This is a genomic window from Cellulomonas gelida, from assembly GCF_006538725.1.
In the GTDB taxonomy this organism is placed as follows: domain Bacteria; phylum Actinomycetota; class Actinomycetes; order Actinomycetales; family Cellulomonadaceae; genus Cellulomonas; species Cellulomonas gelida.
In genome coordinates, this window is the sequence record NZ_BJLQ01000030.1 from 1 (window position 1) to 19146 (window position 19146).

Genomic DNA, 19146 nt, shown 5'->3' on the forward strand with positions numbered 1-19146 from the left:
GCCCCTCACGGGGCGGCCGCCCGCCAGGTCCAACCACGGCCGTGTGCGCACACCGCACCCTCGCCGAGCCCTGCCCCTGGGGAGGGCTCCAGGACGGCCGTCGTGTGAGAGGAAGAGTCTGATGGCGGACAGTGCCCGTGCACGCAAGCTGGCGGAGCGGATCCAGCAGGTCGTCGCGCAGATGCTCGACACCCGGGTCAAGGACCCGCGCCTGGGGTTCGTGACCGTGACCGACGTCCGTGTCACGGGGGACCTGCAACACGCCGACGTGTTCTACACGGTGCTCGGGGACGACGAGGAGCGCGCGGGTTCCGCCCTCGCGCTCGAGTCAGCCAAGGGCATCATCCGCTCCGAGGTGGGCAAGCAGACGGGCATCCGGCTCACGCCGACGCTCGCCTTCCACCTCGACGCGGTGCCCGAGACCGCGGCGCACCTCGAGCAGGCGCTCGCCGACGCGGCCCGACGCGACGCGCAGGTGCAGGCGCTGGCGAAGTCGGCGACGTACGCCGGCGAGGCCGACCCCTACCGCAAGCACGAGGACGACGACGAGTCGGACGAGGCTGAGGCCTGAGGGATCCCGCACCGCGGCGGTCCGGCGACATCACGAGGGCGGCTCGACCTGCACAGGTCGGGCCGCCCTCGCGCGTGCACGGCGTCTCGCTCCGGGCGCCGGGCGCTCTCAGCGCGTGGCGAGCGCGGGTTCGTCGTCGTTCTCGTCGGCCACGCGTGCGAGATCTGCCGAGTCGACCGGCAGGGTCGGCGCCTCCGGCGTGATGCGGCCCGTGCTGCGGGGCATGAGCGCGGCGACGACCGCGCCGAGGGCGACCACGGCCGCGCCGACGAAGGCCGCGGGCCGCAACCCCTGCGCGTAGCCGTCGGGCGTGAGCGTGCCGTCGGCGGCCTGGAACACGGCGACGATCACGGCGACACCGACGGCCCCGCCGACCTCGCGGATCGTCGCGTTGACCGAGCTCGCGGTGCCATGGTCGTCGGGCACCATGTCGGCCAGCACGGCGGTCGCCGACGGTGCGAACGTCAGGCCCATGCCGAGCCCCGCCAGGGCCAGGCCGGGCACGATGTCGGCGTACACGGTCGCGTCCCCGATCACGGCGGCCTGCCACGCGAGGCCCACTGCTTGGAGCGCGAGCCCGGCCGTGAGCAGGGGGCGCACGCCGAGCCGCGGCGCGAGCATCCCGGCGATCGGCGCGACGAGCATGGGAGCCGCGGTCCAGGGCAGCGTCCGGAGCCCGGCCTGCAGGGGCGTGTAGCCCATCGCGATCTGCAGGTACTGCGAGAGCACGAAGACGGTGCCGAACACGCCCACCGAGAACAGGAACGAGCTGCCGTTCGCGGCCGCGAAGGACCGCACCCGGAACAGCCGCAGGGGGACCAACGGGTGGTCCGTGGACGCCTCACGCCGGACGAACGCGACCAGGAGCACGACGCCTGCTGTGAGCGCCCCGACCACCCTGCCGGACGTCCAGCCGTCGTCGTTGCCGTTCACGACCGCCCACACGATCGCCAGGACGCCGGTGCCGGCGAACGCGAGACCCACCAGGTCGATGCGCTGACGACGACCGAACGACTCGGGAAGGACGCGCAGCACGAGGGGCACGGCGACGAGCGCCACGGGCACGTTGATCCAGAAGATCGCCTCCCACGAGATGCCCTGGACCACCGCTCCGCCGATCACGGGCCCGAGCGCGACCCCGAGACCCGAGACCGCGCCCCAGACTCCGATCGCCATCGCGCGGCGTGCGCGCGGCACGGCGGCCGCGAGCAGCGTGAGGGACAGCGGCATGATCGCGGCTGCGCCGGCGCCCTGGACCGCACGCGCGGCGATGAGCGCCTCGGGGGTCGTGGCGAGCGCCGAGGCGATCGAGGCGAGCGCGAACACCCCGATCCCGACGAGGAAGACGCGGCGTCGGCCGAGGCGGTCGCCGAGGGTCGCCGCGGCGATCATGAGCGAGGCGAACGCGAGCGTGTACGCGTTGATCATCCACTGGAGCTCGCTCAGCGAGGCGGACAGCTCGGTGCGCAGCACGGGCAGCGCCGTGGTCATGACGAGGTTGTCGAGGGTCGCCATGAACATCGGCAGCGACGCGGCCAGGAGCGCGATGCCGGTGCGGGCCGCTCGGGGGCGTGCGCGAGGGGCACGCACCGCGGTGGGCGGTTCGTCGTGGCGGGACGTGGTCATCGGGTGCTCCCTGCGGTCGAGGTCGATCTGTTGGCATTGAGTGATTACTAACAAGATCCGACCGTAGGCATCGGCTGATAACCTGTCAACCATGTCGAGCAGCGCTGTGCCGAGCGAGGTCGCCGTCAAGGAGTCCGCTCGTGCCGTCCGGATGTCGGGCGACGAGCGCCGCGAGCAGATCCTGCTGGCGGCCCGCCACGTGTTCGCCGAGGGTGGGTTCGCGGCGACGACCGACGAGGTCGCGCGCGCCGCGGCGATCTCGCAGCCGTACGTCGTGCGCCTCTTCGGCTCGAAGCGTGACCTGTTCGTCGAGGTGTACCGCCAGGCGGCGGGCGAGGTCATCGAGGTGCTGACCGCCGCCGCCCAGGAGGCCGACCCTGGCGAGGCGATGGGACGTGCCTACCTCGAGCTCATCGAGGACCGGGACCTGCTGCGGCTGCTGATGCACGGCTTCATCGCGAGCGCCGACGAGGAGGTGGGGCGCGTCGCGCGGCACTGCCTCGGCGAGGCGTACCGCCTGTTCGTCGCGAGCACGGGCGCCGAGCCGGACGAGGCGCGGCAGTTCGTGGCGTTCGGCATGCTCCTCAACGTGCTCGTCGCGGTCGACGCGGACGCGCACCGCGGCGAGGACGCCGGCATGGACGCGCTGATCGACTGCGTGGTCCTCGCGACCCGCCGGGCCCAGGCATGAGCGGAGCGCCCGAGGTGCGCGCGCCCGGCGCGCGCCGGCAGCGGGACGAGGGTGCACGACGACGGCGCCCGACCGCACCGGACGGGTTCGTGATCGTCGACAAGCCCGGGGGCTGGACGAGCCACGACGTCGTGGCGCGCATGCGCGGACTCGCAGGCACACGCAAGGTCGGTCACGCCGGCACGCTCGACCCGATGGCGACGGGCGTGCTCGTCGTCGGCGTCGGCCGTGCCACGAAGCTGCTGACCTATGTGGTCGGCGCCGACAAGGAGTACACCGCGACGATCCGGCTGGGCGTCGCCACGACGACCGAGGACGCCGAGGGCGAGGTCACGCGCGCGCAGGACGCCGACCACCTCACCCGCGACGAGATCGTCGCGGCGGCTCGCGGGCTCACCGGCGACGTCATGCAGGTGCCCAGTGCCGTCTCGGCGATCAAGGTCGACGGTGAGCGCGCGTACGCACGCGTCCGGGCGGGGGAGCAGGTCGAGCTCGCGGCGCGCCCGGTGACGATTGCCGAGCTCGTCGTCGGCGAGATGCGTGAGGCGTCGGCCGACGACGTGCGGGTGCTCGACGTCGACGTCCGCACGGTCGTGTCGTCGGGGACGTACGTGCGGGCGCTCGCGCGCGACCTCGGCCTCGCGCTCGGCGTCGGGGCGCACCTGGTCGCGCTGCGGCGCACGCGCGTCGGCGGCTACCGGCTCGACGACGCGCGCACGCTCGACGAGCTCGCACGCACGCCGGACGACGTCCCGCTCGACGTGATGCCGCTCGCGGACGCGGCACGCGGCACCTTCCCCGTGTACGACGTGACCGAGGCCCAGGAGCGTGCGCTCGGCTACGGCCAGGGGATCGAGGCCTACCCGCCGTCGGTCACCGACGACCCGGACCAGACGGTCGCGGCGATCGGCCCGGACGGACGCCTCGTCGCCCTGCTGCGCCTGCGCGAGGGCAAAGCCCGGCCGGTGCTCGTCCTCGCCGTCGCCTGATCCCGCGATCGGCGACGGCTGGACGGGTGAACTAAACGGTTCAGGCGGTCCGGGACCGGTTTCGGCGTCCCGTATGTCCTGGTACGTTCCGCGTAGCGACGATCGGGAGCTCCGTCCGCTCCCGGGGCAAGCGCTGTCAGGCCTCTCAAGGAGACAACGTGGTTTCCTGGTTCCGTCGCCGTGCGCGCACGGCCGCCCTGTCCGCCGGCCTGACGGCCGCGGCCCTCGTCGCGACCGCCGCAGTCGCGCCCGGAGCGTTCGCCAATCCCGTCGAGTCCCCGCACGACTTCGCCGACGGGACGCAGGGCTGGTACAGCTACGGCGGCGACTCGTCGTCGTCCGTGGTGGACGGTGAGCTCTGCGTCGTCGTCCCCGCCGGGACGACGAACCCCTGGGACGTCGCGGCGCAGCACGACGGGGTGGCGTTCCAGGCGGGCGGCACCTACACGGTGTCGTTCTCCGCGCACACCACCGCGCCCGTCTCGGTGAACCTGCGCGCCGGCATCGGGTGGCCCGACGACGTGTCGTCGACCGTCGCCCTCACCGAGGAGAAGCAGGACTACGCGTTCTCCTGGACGCCCGAGTTCAGCGGCGACGGGAACCTCTCCTTCCAGCTCGGCGCGCAGGCGGCCGACTACACGTTCTGCCTCGACGACTTCCAGCTCAGCGGGGACGTCGAGCTGCTCCCCGACACGAGCTTCGACGGTGTGCTGCCCGAGGGCTGGAGCGCGAACGGCTGGACCGTCACGTCCGAGCCCGGCGAGGGTGAGCCCCTGTGCTTCGAGGTCCTCGACAGCTCGGGCCAGTACGCGGGCCTCGTGCTCAACGGCCTGCCGATCGAGGCGGACGCCAACTACCGCCTCGCGTACACGGCGAGCGCGAGCAACGGAGCGACGATCCGCACGATCGTCGGCGAGAACGCCGAGCCGTGGCGCACCGCGTTCGTCGACAACACCGAGCTGACCACCGACCTGCAGGAGCACGTCCTGGCGTTCACGTCGCCTCTGACGTTCCCGGCCGAGTCGTCCGACCCGACCGTCGGCGTGGGCCAGCTCGCGCTGCAGATGGGTGCTCGCGGCGACTTCACCTTCTGCATCACGAGCATCTCGCTGCAGAAGGTCGCCACGCCGCCGCCGCCGTACGAGCCGGACGTGCGCGGCCCGGTCCGGGTCAACCAGCTCGGCTACCTGCCGGACGGGCCGAAGAACGCGACGGTCGTGAGCGACGCCGCCGAGCCCCTCGCGTGGGAGCTGCAGGACGCGGCGCAGCAGGTGGTCGCCTCCGGCGAGGCCACCCCGGCGGGCGTCGACCCGACGTCGCAGCTCGCGGTCCAGACGATCGACTTCAGCAGCTTCAGCACGCCGGGAAGCGGGTACACGCTCGTCGTCGGTGAGGACCGCAGCGACCCGTTCGCCATCTCGGCGACGCTGTACGACCAGCTGCGCTACGACGCGCTGAACTACTTCTACCCCGTGCGATCGGGTATCGCGGTCGACGTCCCGGACGACCGGTACGACCGGCCCGCCGGGCACGTGTCCGGGCCTGACGGAGGGGTCAACAAGGGTGACCTGGACGTCGCGTGCCTCACCTCCGCCGAGGACGGCGGCTCGTGGTCGTACGGGACGTGGGCGTGCCCCGAGGGGTACTCGCTCGACGTCGTCGGTGGCTGGTACGACGCGGGCGACCATGGCAAGTACGTGGTCAACGGCGGCATCGCGGTCGCTCAGCTGCTCGGCATGTACGAGCGGACGCTGCACACGAAGAACGCCGTCAAGGGCGCCCTCGGCGACGCCACGCTGGACGTGCCCGGCGACGAGAGCGGCAACCGCGTGCCGGACGTGCTCGACGAGGCGCGCTGGCAGCTCGACTTCCTGCTCGCGATGCAGGTGCCCGCCGGCTCGGGGATGACGGTCTCCGCGACGGACTCCCGCTCGCTCGACGGCCTCGTGCACCACAAGATCCACGACGTGGGCTGGACGGGGCTCGGGCTCCTGCCGTCGCAGGACCCGCAGCTGCGACGCCTGCACCGCCCGTCGACGGCGGCCACGCTCAACCTCGCCGCGGCTGCGGCGCAGGGTGCGCGACTGTTCCGCACGTACGACAAGGCGTACTCGCAGAAGCTGCTCACCGCGGCGCGGACGGCCTACGCGGCCGCCAAGCGCGTGCCCGACCTGTACGCGCCGGTGACGGCGGGGCAGAACGGCGGAGGCCCGTACGACGACGCCAACGTGACCGACGAGTTCTACTGGGCGGCCGCAGAGCTCTTCCTGACCACGGGCGACCGCGACGTCAAGGCCGACGTGCTCGCCAGCCCGCTCGCGGCCTCCGACATCTGGTCGCGCACCGGGTTCTCGTGGGGGAGCGTGGCCCCGCTCGCGCGGATGGACCTCGCGACGGTGCCCAACAACCTGCCGACGCGCAAGGCCATCCGTGCCTCGGTGGTCGCAGGAGCGGACACCTACCTCGCGTGGCAGGGCGACGAGGCGTTCGGCCAGGCCTACCCGGGCCAGGCGGACGGTTCGTACGAGTGGGGCTCGAACTCGGCCGTGCTCAACAACCAGGTGGTCCTGGCCACGGCCTACGACCTCACGGGTGACCCCGCGTACGCCCGCGCCGTGCTCGAGTCGATGGACTACCTGCTCGGCCGCAACGCGCTGAACAACTCGTACATCACGGGGTACGGCACCGAGTTCTCGTCGCACCAGCACAGCCGGTGGCTCGTGCCGCCGCCGCCGGGCACGGTCTCGGGTGGTCCCAACTCGCAGCGCGGCACGTGGGACCCGGTGATGAACCGGCTCTACCCCGCGGGCCACGAGTGCGCGCCGCAGCTGTGCTACGTCGACGACATCGAGGCGTGGTCGGTCAACGAGCTGACGATCAACTGGAACGCGCCGATGTCGTGGGTCGCGTCGTTCGTCGCCGACCTCGGTGCCAAGGGTGTGCCGGCCGCGCCGGCCGTCACGACCCAGCCCCAGGACGCGACGGTCGCACCTGGCGCGACCGTGCAGTTCGTCGCGGCCGCGACGGGTAGCCCGACGCCCACCGTGCGGTGGGAGTCGCGACACGGCAAGGGTCGCTGGGCCACGGTCCGCGGGGTGACGTCCACGACGCTGACCGTCAAGGCGTCCCCGGCGACTGACGGCACGCAGTACCGCGCGGTCTTCACGAACGCGTCCGGCTCGGTCGCGACCGACGCCGCGACGCTGCGGATCGAGCGTGCGGCGCCGCAGGTGACCACGCACCCGGCGTCCGTGAGCGGCAAGGCGGGTACGCGCGTCACGCTGCGGGCTGCGGCCAGCGGCTACCCGGTGCCGCGCATCCAGTGGCAGGTGCGCGAGCGCGGCTCGTCGCGGTGGGTGGACCTGCGCCACGCGTGCGGCACGGCGCTGAGCCTCGTCGTCGGGCCCGGCACCGACGGGGACCGCTACCGCGCGGTGTTCACCAACGACGCCGGCTCGGCCACGACCGACGAGGCGTCCGTCACCCTGGTCCGCGGCCCCAGGTGACGTACCACGTGCGCGGCCTCGTCGTCGCTGCCCCGCAGGCAGCACGACGAGGCCGCGCCACGGGACGGCGCAGCGCCCGACCGTGACGCGGTGGCATGATCGGCGGGTGCATCGCTGGACCGACCTCGCCGACGTGCCGTCCGACTTCGGTCCGACGGTCGTGACGCTCGGCAACTTCGACGGAGTGCACCGCGGGCACGCGAGCGTGCTGCGCCGCATGGCGGCGGACGCGCGGGCCCAGGGGTCCGCCGCGGTCGCGGTGACGTTCACCCCCCACCCGCTGCAGGTGCACCGGCCGGATGACGCCCCGCCGCTGCTCACCGGCGACGAGGACCGGCTCGACCTGCTCGAGCAGACCGGGCTCGACGCCGTGCTGCTGCTGGACTACACGCTCGACTTCGCGCGTCAGTCGCCGCAGGAGTTCGTGCGCACCTACCTGGTCGACGGCCTGCGGGCGCGCACCGTGGTCGTCGGACGGGACGTGCGGTTCGGCTGGCAGAACTCGGGTGACCTGTCGACGATGGTCGAGCTCGGCCGGCGGTACGGGTTCGACGTCGAGGTGATCGACGACATCACACCCCCCGAGGCGCCCGACGGTGAGGCGCCGCACCGTCGCTGGTCGTCGACGTGGGTGCGCGAGGCGCTCGCGGCGGGCGACGTCGAGCAGGCCGCGCACGTGCTCGGCCGGGCCCACCGGCTGCGCGGCATCGTCGTGCACGGCGACGCACGGGGCCGCGAGCTCGGCTTCCCGACGGCCAACCTCGCGCAGGACGCGATCGGCATGGTGCCCGCGGACGGCGTGTATGCGGGGTGGCTGCGCCGGACGCGCCGCGCCGACGGGACCCCGGTCGTCGACGACGCACCGCTGCCTGCGGCGGTCTCGATCGGCACCAACCCGACGTTCGACGGTGTGCAGCGCCGCGTCGAGGCGTACGTGCTCGACCGCACGGACCTCGACCTGTACGACGAGGAGGTCGTGCTCGACCTCGTCGCGCGGCTGCGTCCCACGCTGCGGTTCGACTCGGTGGACGAGCTGCTGGTGCAGATGCACGCGGACGTCGAGCGCGTGCGTGAGGTGCTCGCCCCCGCGCAGTGACGCGGCGGGCTGTGCCAGCGGGAGCGCCGAGCGGCAGGTCAGCCAGTTGTTGAACCGGCCGGCTCAGGTCGCCCGCCAGGCGTGCCGATGGTGGAGCAGGGGCCCCGCACGGGGTCCTCGCCCTGTCGTCGCCCCTCGGAGGTCCGTGTGGCCCACCGTCGCACTCGCGTGCTGCTCTGCGCCGTCGCCTCCTGCGCGCTCCTCGCGACGGCCTTCGCGCCGGCGCAGGCCCGGTCCGAGCGTCCGGTCGTCGCATCGTCACCCGTCGTCGCCGGACCCACGGTCGCAGCACCGACGAGCGCCCAGCGGGGCGGCGTCGCGGCGGCCGGGGCGGTCGCCGCGAGCGTGGACGTCAAGCCGACGAAGGCCTGGGTCACGCGCCTCTACACCTCCCGCATCGCGGAGGCGCTCAAGGTCCCGGTGACCTGGACCGGCAGCGTCGGGTCGTGCTCGGCCGGCCGCGAGTCGAACGCGTCGCGCACGGCGACGCTCACGACGGTCAACGCGATGCGCGCGCTCGTCCAGCTGGCGCCGGTCGAGCTCGACGCGGACGCGAGCGGAGCGGCGCAGAAGGCGGCGCTGCTCATGGACGCGAACGGCAAGCTGTCGCACTCGCCCACCCCGAGCGAGTTCCCGCACTGCTGGACCCGGGACGCCAAGAGCGCCGCGGGGGTCTCGAACCTCGCGCTCGGCACCAGCGGGGCCAAGGCGATCGCCGCGTACATGGTCGACCCCGGCGACGGGAACACGGCCGTCGGGCACCGCCGGTGGATCCTCAACCCGACGACGACGCGCATCGCGACGGGCTCGACGCCCTCGGCCAACGCGCTCACGGTCATCGGCCTCGGCACGTCCTCGTCGGTCGCCAGGCCGACCTGGATGGAGTGGCCCGCCCGCGGCTGGTTCCCCGAGCAGCTCGAGCCGAACGGGCGCTGGTCGCTGTCGTCGTCCGACCCGAACGTCAGCTTCTCCAGGGCGACCGTCAAGGTGCAGCGGCTGTGGTCGTCGGGCAACGTGGCGCGCACGCTCACGGTCAAGAAGTACGCGCCCGTCGTCGGGTACGGGCCGAACACGCTCGTGTTCCGCGTCAAGGGCGTCGCGGACCCCCAGGGCAAGCGGTCGATCCAGTACCGCGTGACGGTCTCGGGGATCACCGGTGGGTCGTCGCGGTCGCTGAGCTACGTCGTGCGGCTGTACGACCCCACGGCCTGACCGCGTCGCCCCCGTCAGGGCGGGCTTCGGTGCGGGCTCGTGCCTGGTAGTCTGTCGTAGCCGTCAGAACGGCCGCGGAACGAGAGAGCCCGGGTGGACGTGCCCCGGCGCACCGCGCAACGAGATCAACAAGGAGAGCCGTGTCCCTCGACGCTGCCACCAAGCAGGCCATCATGACCGAGTACGCCACGCACGAGGGCGACACCGGTTCCCCGGAGGTGCAGATCGCTGTCCTCACGAAGCGCATCAAGGACCTGACCGAGCACCTCAAGGAGCACAAGCACGACCACCACAGCCGCCGCGGCCTGCTGCTGCTCGTCGGTCGTCGTCGTCGCCTGCTCGGCTACCTGCAGAAGATCGACATCAACCGCTACCGCTCGATCATCGAGCGCCTCGGTCTGCGTCGCTGACCTTCCGGACCAGCCCGGGCCCCCGCGGGGGCCCGGGCTGGTCCGCATGTCGGGCCCGCGCGTCGCGCGACAGGCCCGGCAGCACCCCGGCAAGATCGTCGGCGTGCTCAGCTGCTCGTCCGAGCAGCACGCACCACACGTTCGACACGCATCACCCACCGCGTCGGTCCACCTGTCCGGTCCTCGGTAGTGGCCCCCGGAGCCTCGCTCCGTGAGCCTCGATCGAAGACCGCCGGGACCGGCCGGCGCCTTCGAGAGCAAGGAGGGCACCCGTGGAGGGTCCCGAGATCCAGTTCGCCGAGGCCGTGATCGACAACGGTCGCTTCGGCACCCGCACCGTCCGTTTCGAGACCGGCCGCCTCGCCAAGCAGGCCGCCGGCTCCGCCGCCGCGTACCTCGACGGCGACACGATGCTCCTGTCGGCCACGACGGCCGGCAAGCACCCCAAGGAGCAGTTCGACTTCTTCCCGCTGACGATCGACGTCGAGGAGCGGCAGTACGCCGCCGGCAAGATCCCCGGCTCGTTCTTCCGCCGCGAGGGCCGTCCCTCGACCGAGGCGATCCTGGCGTGCCGTCTCGTCGACCGCCCGCTGCGTCCCCTCTTCGTCAAGGGTCTGCGCAACGAGGTCCAGGTCGTCATCACGGTCCTGGCGATCCACCCGGACGACGCGTACGACGTGCTCGCCATCAACGCCGCGTCGATCTCGACGCAGCTGTCGGGCCTGCCCTTCTCCGGCCCGGTCGGCGCCGTGCGCATCGCGCTCGTCGACGGTCAGTGGGTCGCGTTCCCGCGCTACTCCGAGCGCGAGCGGGCGACGTTCGACATGGTCGTCGCCGGTCGCGTCGTCGGTGACGACGTCGCCATCGCGATGATCGAGGCCGAGGCGCCCGAGAAGTCGTGGAACCTCATCAAGAACGAGGGCGGCCAGGCGCCGACCGAGGAGATCGTCTCGCAGGGCCTCGAGGCCGCGAAGCCGTTCATCAAGGTCCTCGTCGACGCGCAGTCGCAGCTCGCCGCGAAGGCTGCCAAGGAGACGCAGGCCTTCCCGACGTTCCCCGACTACCAGGACGACGTGTTCGCCGCGGTCGAGGCCGCCGCGACCGGTCGCCTGAACGAGGCACTGAGCATCGCCGACAAGCAGACCCGCGAGGGCCGGCTCGACGAGATCAAGGCCGAGGTCCAGGCCGAGCTCGCCGCCGCGTTCGAGGGTCGCGAGAAGGAGATCTCCGCCGCGTACCGCTCGGTGCAGAAGAAGCTGATCCGTCAGCGCATCCTCACCGACGGCTTCCGCATCGACGGCCGCGGCCTGCGCGACATCCGCACCCTGGGTGCCGAGGTCGAGGTCCTGCCCCGCGTCCACGGCTCGGCGCTGTTCGAGCGTGGCGAGACCCAGATCCTGGGCGTCACGACGCTGAACATGCTCCGCATGGAGCAGCAGCTCGACACGCTGTCGCCCGAGACGCGCAAGCGCTACATGCACAACTACAACTTCCCGCCGTACTCGACCGGTGAGACGGGCCGCGTGGGCTCGCCGAAGCGTCGCGAGATCGGTCACGGCGCGCTGGCCGAGCGGGCGCTCATGCCCGTCCTGCCGAGCCGCGAGGAGTTCCCCTACGCGATCCGCCAGGTCTCCGAGGCACTGGGCTCCAACGGCTCCACGTCGATGGGCTCGGTCTGCGCCTCGACGCTGTCGCTGCTCAACGCCGGTGTCCCGCTGCGTGCGCCCGTCGCGGGCATCGCGATGGGCCTCGTCTCCGACACGGTGAACGGTGAGACCCGCTACGCGGCGCTCACGGACATCCTCGGTGCCGAGGACGCGTTCGGCGACATGGACTTCAAGGTCGCCGGCACGCGCGAGTTCGTCACGGCCATCCAGCTCGACACCAAGCTCGACGGCATCCCCGCCTCGGTGCTGGCCGGCGCGCTGACTCAGGCCAAGGAGGCGCGTCTGGCGATCCTCGACGTGATCTCCGAGGCGATCGACACGCCCGACGAGATGAGCCCGTTCGCCCCGCGCGTCATCACGGTCAAGGTGCCGGTCGACAAGATCGGCGAGGTCATCGGCCCGAAGGGCAAGATGATCAACCAGATCCAGGAGGAGACCGGCGCCGACATCTCGATCGAGGACGACGGCACGGTCTACATCGGTGCGACCGACGGTCCGTCGGCCGAGGCCGCGCGGGCCGCGATCAACGCGATCGCCAACCCGCACATGCCCGAGATCGGCGAGCGCTTCGTCGGGACCGTCGTGAAGACGACGACCTTCGGCGCGTTCATCTCGCTCTCGCCCGGCAAGGACGGTCTGCTGCACATCAGCCAGATCCGCAAGCTCGTCGGCGGCAAGCGCGTCGAGAACGTCGAGGACGTGCTGGCCATCGGCCAGAAGGTCCAGGTCGAGATCGGCGAGATCGACCCGCGCGGCAAGCTGTCGCTGCACGCGGTCGTGGACGAGCCCGCCGAGGACGCGAAGCCCGCGGACGAGACGGTCGAGCCCGCGACGACCGACGCCTGACGTGCCTCTCGACCTCCCGCTCGTGCGCCAGGGGCTCCCTGGCGCCGAGCAGTCCGCCGGGCAGGACGGCGACGCCTTCGTGCGTCGTTCCGTCCTGCCCGGCGGCGTCCGGGTCCTGACCGAGCACATGCCCGGCCTGCGGTCCGCGACCGTGGGTGCGTGGGTCGGCGTCGGCTCGCGCGACGAGGAGTCGGGCCACTTCGGCTCGACGCACTTCCTCGAGCACCTGCTGTTCAAGGGCACCGCGCGGCGGACCGCGATGGACATCGCCGAGGCGTTCGACGCCGTCGGCGGTGAGGCGAACGCGGCCACGGGCAAGGAGCACACGTGCTACTACGCGCGGGTGCTCGACTCGGACCTGCCCATGGCGGTCGACGTGATCGCCGACATGGTGACCTCGGCGCGCCTCGAGGCCGACGAGCTCGAGACCGAGCGCGGGGTCATCCTCGAAGAGCTCGCGATGAACGACGACGACCCGAGCGACGTGGTCCACGAGCAGTTCGCGACCGCGGTGCTGGGGGACCACCCGCTCGGCCGTCCGATCGGCGGCACGCCGGACACGATCCGGGACGTCCCGCGTGACGCGGTCTGGGAGCACTACCGCTGGCACTACCAGCCCGCGACGCTCGTCGTCAGCGCGGCCGGGGGAGTCGACCACGACACCTTGTGCGCCCAGGTCGCCGACGCTCTCGTCGCCGGCGACTGGGACCTCGCAGGCGACGCGGACCCGACGGGACGCCGCGCGCGTGCCGTCGAGCTGACCGCCGGCGAGCAGGGCCTGCCGATCGTGGGCGTCGAGCGCGCCGTGCGGCGGCACACCGAGCAGGCGAACGTCATCGTCGGGTGCACGTCCCTGACGGCCACCGACGACCGTCGTTTCACGCTGTCGGTGCTCAACGCGGTGCTCGGCGGCGGCATGTCGTCGCGGCTCTTCCAGGAGGTGCGCGAGAAGCGTGGCCTGGCCTACTCGACCTACTCGTTCGCGTCGGGTCACACCGACACGGGCGTGTTCGGGCTCTACGCCGGGTGCACCCCGGCGAAGGTCGACGAGGTCGTGGCGCTCATGGTCGCGGAGTGGGAGCGGCTCGCGTCGACCCCCATCTCGTCCGCCGAGCTCGAGCGGTCGATCGGGCAGCTGTCGGGCGGGCTCGTGCTCGGCATGGAGGACACCGGCTCGCGCATGAGCCGGCTCGGCAAGGCCGAGCTGGTGCACGGCCAGCTGTTGAGCATCGACGAGTCGCTCGAGCGCGTGCGCGCGGTGACGGCGGCCGACGTGCAGGAGCTCGCTGCCGAGCTCGCGTCACGCCCGCGGTCCGTGGTGCGCGTCGGGCCGTTCGGCGACTGACCACCGCGCACTGACCCGTTCCACGACGCTGCGCGGGCCGGCCGTGGCCGACCCGCGCAGCGCGGACCTTTCGGCTCCCGCAGCGAGCGGCGGGAGTGCCGTCAGGTGATCAGGGGATCGACGACGTGCTCTCGCACGACGCGCCCGTGTCGACGCCGGTACCGCCGGAGCAGCTGTCCGAACCGGAACCGCCGTTGAGGACGTCGGTGCCGGACTCGCCGAACACCCGGTCGTTGCCCGAGTCACCGAAGACCCGGTCGTTGCCCGTGCCGCCGTACACGGAGTCGTTGCCGGCCCCGCCGCGCACGGTGTCGTTGCCTGTGCCACCGCGCACGGTGTCGTTGCCGGCGCCTCCGGTCGCCGTGTCGGCGTCGTCGCCCGCGTCGATGACGTCGTTGCCCACGCCACCGTCGATCGTGTCGGTGCCGTCGGCACCGGCGATGCGGTCGACCCCGGCCTCGCCGTACAACCGGTCGTTGCCCGTGCCGCCGTCGATCTGGTCGTCGCCGTCACCGCCTCGGACCGTGTCGTTGCCGGGGTTGCCGTACAGGCGGTCGCTGCCCGCTTCTCCGGCGATCGTGTCGTTGCCGTTGCCGCCCAGGACCGTGTCGGTGCCGGGGCCGCCGGCGATCGTGTCGTTGCCGTTCCACCCCTCGATCCGGTCGTTGCCGGCGCCACCGCGCAGCACGTTCGTGCCCGAGGTGCCCACGAGCTTGTCGGCCCGCGCCGAACCGATGGCGTTCTCGGCCTGCACGACCGAGTCGGTGCCGTCACCCGTCGCGGTGCCCGCGGCGAGGTCGACGACCACGCCCGCGGCCGAGGTCGCGAAGATCACCGTGTCGGTGCCGTCCATGCCCAGCAGCTGGTCGTTCCCGGTGCCGCCGTTGAGCTGGTCGTCGCCGACCCAGCCGTCCAGGGTGTCGTTGCCGGTGCCACCGTTGAGGTAGTCGCCGACGTCGTCGGTCGACCCGCTGCCGGGGTTGCCGAGCAGCGTGTCGTTGCCCGAGTCGCCCCGCAGGGAGTCCGCGCCCGACCCGCCGAAGCCGATGTCGTTGCCCGTACCGCCACGGATCGTGTCGTCGCCTGCGTCACCGCAGAGCCGGTCGTTGCCGCCCAGCCCGTCGATGGCGTCGTTGCCCGCACCCGCGACGATCACGTCGTCACCGGCGGTTCCGTTGATCGTGTCCGCACCCGGCGTTCCGACGATCGTCGCCGCGACGCCCTGGCAGAGCGGGGCGGGCCCGTTCTCGATGTGCAGGTTGAGCAGACCGTTGGTCGCGCCGAACCCGTCCACCTTGATGCGGTAGGAGGTGCCGCCGTTGACCGGGAAGGTGACCAGGCTGCGGTTGCCCGTACCCGAGTCGTCGTCCCAGGCCAGCGGCGTGAGCGTGGCCAGCGAGGTGCCCGTGTAGACGGTCAGGGTCGTGTCGAACGTCGTGACGTTCGTCCCGTTGTCCTCCGTCGAGATCGTCGCCGTGCCCGTCGTGGCGGGGGTCCACCGCCACCACACGCCGTTGTCGACGCTGAACGGCCCCGGTTCGCCGGGCTCGGCGTCCGAGCAGACGGTGAAGTCGAAGTCGTTGATCGGCCCGTTGCCGCTGAAGACCTCGGGCGAGGCGAAGTCGTTGTTGTTGACCGTCCGCGTCGCCGCGTCGAGCACGTTGATGCGCTTGCGGGTCACGCCCGCGCGCGTCACGTCCACGCCCGTGGCGTCGAGGTTGGCGGCCGCGGCCGCGTTGGTGATGGGCACACCGTTGCCGTCGACGCACTCGCGCAGCAGCGCGAACGCCCCGGTGACGTGCGGAGCGGCCATCGAGGTGCCGTCCTTGAACCCGTGGTTGTTCCCGGTCGGGACGGGCGCGTCGATCGAGACGCCAGGAGCCCACCAGCGCAGCCCGGAGGAGGAGTTGGTGAACCCCGCCGGGACGTCGGTGTCGCTCGTCGCGCCGATCGCGAACGCGGTCGTCAAGCAGCCGGGGAAGCTCATCCCGGTGCTGCTGCCGTTGTTGCCCGCGGCCACGACGACCGCGACGCCCTGGCCCTGCAGGAGCGAGAACCACGTGTTCGTCGTCGGGTTGACCGCGGCGCACGCGGCGTCGCCCGGGGCGAACACCGTGTTGGTGCCGATGCTCAGGTTGACCGAGACGATCTTGGGGCTCGTCGTGGTCTTGAGCGCGTACACGCGCGCGAGCGCGTTGTTGATGGACGAGAACTGCGCGGTCCACCGGGAGCTGTTCGGGTTGTCCTGCGCCACGCGCAGGGCGTGGATCCCGGCGCCCCGTGCGACGCCCTCGTGGCCACCCGTGAAGAAGGAGCCCGCCGCGATGCCGGCGACGTGCGTGCCGTGGTCGCAGTCGGTGGAGTGCGTGCACTCGTCGGCCGAGCCGGCCGCCGTCGACGCGTTGACCCCGCCGGGGCAGGACGAGTCGGTGACGTAGCAGGCCTGCGAGACGATGCGTCCGGTGAACGCGTTGTGCTGGTTGTCGACGCCGGAGTCGATCACGGCGACCTGGTACCCGCCGCCCGTCGCTCCGTCGAAGTCGTTGCCGAGGACGCCGGCGGTGTTGAGCAGGTCGGAGTCGATGACCCCGGTACTCGTCGCGAGCGTCGCGTACGCCTCGCCGTCGAGCACCACGGAACCGACCTGAGGATCGGCGAGCAGCGCGTCCAGCCCGTCCTGGGTGACGGTCCAGACGCCGGCGGGCAGCACGGGGTCGAGGCCCACGAGCGTCGAGCCGGTGCCCGCGAGCGTGGCGGACAGCCCGGCCTGGGCGTCAGCGGTCAGCTCGCCCTGGACCCGGGAGGCGGTGGCCGACGTCCCGAGGTCGGAGCGCAGCGACCCGGTGGCCGTCACGGCGACCCGCGCGCTGCCGTTCGTCGCCACGGCCTTGCGGACCGCGGCGACCTGCTGCGGGTCCGGTGCGCTGGGCAGCGGCGCGACGGCCGGGAGCTTCTTGACCTGCGGCACCTTGGTGCCGGGTACGTCGGGCGTGTCGAAGCCCGGGGTCGCGACGGGCCCCGGGTCCGTGGTCTTGGGCTTGTCCGTCGTCGTGGCGGAGGCCGCTGCGGATGAGGCGTCGGCGTGGTAGCCGACGTAGCCCTCGAACTCGGGCTGTGCGCCGTCCGGGTCCTGCAGACCGCTGGTCGCGAGGCTGGCAGCGACGGCCGGCGGGGCTGCGAGGGCGGCGGTGCCGCCCGTGATGGCGAGCGCCAGGGCAGCGATCCCTGCTGCTGCGACTCGTCGTGCGTTTCTCCGGTGACATCTTGCGGGCACGAACATCGTGCACCCCCTCGTGCTGATCGAAGACGGCTGCCGTCGGCCTCGGTGGAGGGCCTCGGCGCGCACGGCGGGCCGTCTCGTGCGACAAGGAGGAGGACGGGCGACAGGCGGTACGGACGCCACCGGGGGTGCCGATGTCACGGTCTGGGCGATTTCACCCGGTTGTCGGTCGGGCGCATCAGCGCCGTCGTCGGGCCCGCGAGGGCGATGATGGCCTGGTGAGCAACTCGTCGGCGTTCTCCGACCGCGCCTACCGCCGGCTCGCGCTGGCCGTGCCGGGTCTCGTCGAGCACGCGTGGGTGCTGCGCGACGCCGGTGCGGTGCGCGAGCTGCTCCTGCCGGACGGCCGGGGCCTGGTCCAGCTCGCGCTCGGCGCGCCCGGTCGCCTCACCGACGCCCTGACCGGGGCGCGGCGTGCCGAGGGCGACGACGTCCGCGGGCTGCTCACGCGCGCGGCGGTGCGCGAGCTCCCGGCCGGGGCAGTCAGGCTGGGCGTCCAGCTGCACCCGATGGCGCTCTCGCGACTGTTCGTCGCTGCCCCGCAGGTCCGCGTCGCGGCGGGGCGGGCCGCGGACCTCCTCGTCGACCGTGCTGCGCCGCCGCAGGACCTGCTCGGGGAAGCGGTCGTCGAGGCGGCGCGGGCGGCGCTGACCGCGGGCGAGGACGACGAGGCGGCGCGGCTCGTGGTCGCGGCGGTCGTGCGGCGCGCGCAGGAGTCGGCCGACGAGCGGCCGGGGTCGGACGAGGACGACGAGCACCGGGCGACGTTCGCCGAGGTCGTCAGCCAGGTCGACGCCGAGCGTGGCCTGGTCGCGGCGGCCGACCTGGCCCGCGCGCACGAGGTGACCGTGAGCGACCTGCACCGGTGGTCGGTCCGCTACCTGGGCGTACCGCCCGCGACCTACCTCGCGGCGGTGCGGTTCACGGGCTTCGTCCGCGAGGCCGTCGGTCCCGGCCCGGTCGCGCCCACCGACGTCGTCGCCGCGTTGCGCTGGTACGCGCAGTCGGCGATCGCGCCGCGCGAGGTCGAGCGGTTCACGGGGCTCAGCCCGGTCGAGCTGCGGCGTGTCGAGGAGCGGGTCGCCGAGCTCGTCGGGATCGCGTAGCCGCGCACGAGGCCGGTGCCGCGCGCGGCTAGGGTTACGGATCGTGAGCGAACGGATCAGGGTGGCCGTGCTGGGCGCGGCGGGACGCATGGGGTCGACGACGGTGCGCGCGGTCGAGTCCGCGCCCGACCTGGAGCTCGTCGCGGCGCTCGACGCGAGCGACGACCTGGCGAAGGTGGCCGCCGCCGGCGCGCAGGTGGCTGTCGACTTCACCGTCCCGTCGGTGACCGAGGGCAACGTGCACGCGCTCGTCGACGCGGGGGTGCACGCGGTCGTCGGCACGACCGGCTGGGACGACGCCGCGCGGGCCCGCGTGCGCGACCACCTCGCGGACCGCCCCGACGTCGGCGTGCTGATCGCGCCGAACTTCGCCCTGGGTGCGGTGCTGACCATGGCGTTCGCCGCACGCGCGGCGCGCTGGTTCGAGTCGGTCGAGATCGTCGAGCTGCACCACCCGGACAAGGTCGACGCGCCGTCGGGCACCGCGCTGCACACCGCGCACGCCGTCGCGCGTGCGCGTCGCGCCGCCGGGGTCGAGGCGAGCCCGGACGCGACCGAGCAGTCGCTCGACGGTGCGCGCGGGGCGCTCGTGGACGACGTGCGCGTGCACGCCGTGCGCCTGCGCGGCCTCACCGCGCACGAGGAGGTCCTGCTCGGCAACCCCGGCGAGCAGCTCACGATCCGGCACGACTCGTTCGACCGCGTGAGCTTCATGCCCGGCGTCCTGCTCGCGGTGCGCCAGGTCGGGTCGCGACCCGGCCTGACCGTCGGCCTCGAGCACCTGCTCGACCTGGCCTGAGC

At 72.8% G+C, this 19146-nt stretch carries 13 protein-coding genes; 11 read left to right on the plus strand and 2 right to left on the minus strand.

The window, feature by feature from the left end; all coding sequences use genetic code 11:
• Positions 1 to 121: 121 nt before the first annotated feature.
• On the plus strand, positions 122 to 571 hold the full coding sequence (gene rbfA / locus CGE01nite_RS12515; RefSeq protein ID WP_048341473.1) for a 30S ribosome-binding factor RbfA: 450 nt from the start codon (positions 122 to 124) through the stop codon (positions 569 to 571).
• Between the two features lie 108 nt (positions 572 to 679).
• Here the strand turns inward: rbfA and CGE01nite_RS12520 are convergent, their stop codons facing one another.
• Positions 680 to 2197, minus strand: coding sequence for a DHA2 family efflux MFS transporter permease subunit (locus tag CGE01nite_RS12520; RefSeq protein ID WP_082156135.1), 1518 nt, complete (start codon positions 2195 to 2197; stop codon positions 680 to 682).
• Between the two features lie 91 nt (positions 2198 to 2288).
• Here CGE01nite_RS12520 and CGE01nite_RS12525 point away from each other — a divergent pair, with 91 nt between their 5' ends.
• From CGE01nite_RS12525 to CGE01nite_RS12560, 8 genes are all read left to right on the plus strand, one after another.
• Complete coding sequence (locus CGE01nite_RS12525) at positions 2289 to 2888, plus strand: TetR/AcrR family transcriptional regulator (protein ID WP_048341472.1); 600 nt, start codon at positions 2289 to 2291, stop codon at positions 2886 to 2888.
• On the plus strand, positions 2885 to 3877 hold the full coding sequence (truB, locus tag CGE01nite_RS12530; RefSeq protein ID WP_141371271.1) for a tRNA pseudouridine(55) synthase TruB: 993 nt from the start codon (positions 2885 to 2887) through the stop codon (positions 3875 to 3877). The genes CGE01nite_RS12525 and truB overlap by 4 nt, the downstream gene beginning before the upstream one ends.
• 158 nt (positions 3878 to 4035) lie before the next feature.
• Positions 4036 to 7383: a glycoside hydrolase family 9 protein gene (locus CGE01nite_RS12535; RefSeq protein ID WP_141371272.1), complete on the plus strand. Its 3348-nt coding sequence runs from the start codon at positions 4036 to 4038 to the stop codon at positions 7381 to 7383.
• Positions 7384 to 7489: 106 nt separating this feature from the next.
• Positions 7490 to 8479: a bifunctional riboflavin kinase/FAD synthetase gene (locus CGE01nite_RS12540; RefSeq protein ID WP_048341470.1), complete on the plus strand. Its 990-nt coding sequence runs from the start codon at positions 7490 to 7492 to the stop codon at positions 8477 to 8479.
• 168 nt (positions 8480 to 8647) lie between these two features.
• A complete protein-coding gene (locus tag CGE01nite_RS12545) occupies positions 8648 to 9691 on the plus strand; it encodes a CAP domain-containing protein (RefSeq protein ID WP_170210969.1) in 1044 nt (347 codons plus the stop codon).
• Between the two features lie 140 nt (positions 9692 to 9831).
• Positions 9832 to 10101 (plus strand): 30S ribosomal protein S15, encoded by a 270-nt coding sequence (gene rpsO, locus CGE01nite_RS12550; protein WP_048341468.1) that lies wholly within the window; start codon positions 9832 to 9834, stop codon positions 10099 to 10101.
• Between the two features lie 272 nt (positions 10102 to 10373).
• Positions 10374 to 12614 (plus strand): polyribonucleotide nucleotidyltransferase, encoded by a 2241-nt coding sequence (locus CGE01nite_RS12555; RefSeq protein WP_141371274.1) that lies wholly within the window; start codon positions 10374 to 10376, stop codon positions 12612 to 12614.
• A 1-nt stretch (position 12615) separates the two neighbouring features.
• On the plus strand, positions 12616 to 13959 hold the full coding sequence (locus CGE01nite_RS12560) for a M16 family metallopeptidase (RefSeq protein ID WP_141371275.1): 1344 nt from the start codon (positions 12616 to 12618) through the stop codon (positions 13957 to 13959).
• A gap of 109 nt (positions 13960 to 14068) precedes the next feature.
• Here the strand turns inward: CGE01nite_RS12560 and CGE01nite_RS12565 are convergent, their stop codons facing one another.
• Positions 14069 to 17239, minus strand: a complete 3171-nt coding sequence (locus CGE01nite_RS12565; RefSeq protein ID WP_141371276.1) for a S8 family serine peptidase — start codon at positions 17237 to 17239, stop codon at positions 14069 to 14071.
• 218 nt (positions 17240 to 17457) lie between these two features.
• Between CGE01nite_RS12565 and CGE01nite_RS12570 the strand changes: the two genes are divergently transcribed.
• Positions 17458 to 18345 (plus strand): hypothetical protein, encoded by an 888-nt coding sequence (locus CGE01nite_RS12570; protein ID WP_141371277.1) that lies wholly within the window; start codon positions 17458 to 17460, stop codon positions 18343 to 18345.
• Positions 18346 to 18388: 43 nt separating this feature from the next.
• A complete protein-coding gene (dapB, locus tag CGE01nite_RS12575) occupies positions 18389 to 19144 on the plus strand; it encodes a 4-hydroxy-tetrahydrodipicolinate reductase (RefSeq protein ID WP_082156132.1) in 756 nt (251 codons plus the stop codon).
• The last annotated feature ends 2 nt before the right edge of the window (positions 19145 to 19146 follow it).

What these genes read in the sequence shown, in the direction of transcription:
- rbfA (WP_048341473.1), top strand. Translation starts at nt 122, where the DNA reads ATGGCGGACAGTGCCCGTGCACGCAAGCTGGCGGAGCGGATCCAGCAG.
- CGE01nite_RS12520 (WP_082156135.1), bottom strand. Translation starts at nt 2,197, where the DNA reads ATGACCACGTCCCGCCACGACGAACCGCCCACCGCGGTGCGTGCCCCT.
- CGE01nite_RS12525 (WP_048341472.1), top strand. Translation starts at nt 2,289, where the DNA reads ATGTCGAGCAGCGCTGTGCCGAGCGAGGTCGCCGTCAAGGAGTCCGCT.
- truB (WP_141371271.1), top strand. Translation starts at nt 2,885, where the DNA reads ATGAGCGGAGCGCCCGAGGTGCGCGCGCCCGGCGCGCGCCGGCAGCGG.
- CGE01nite_RS12565 (WP_141371276.1), bottom strand. Translation starts at nt 17,239, where the DNA reads ATGTTCGTGCCCGCAAGATGTCACCGGAGAAACGCACGACGAGTCGCA.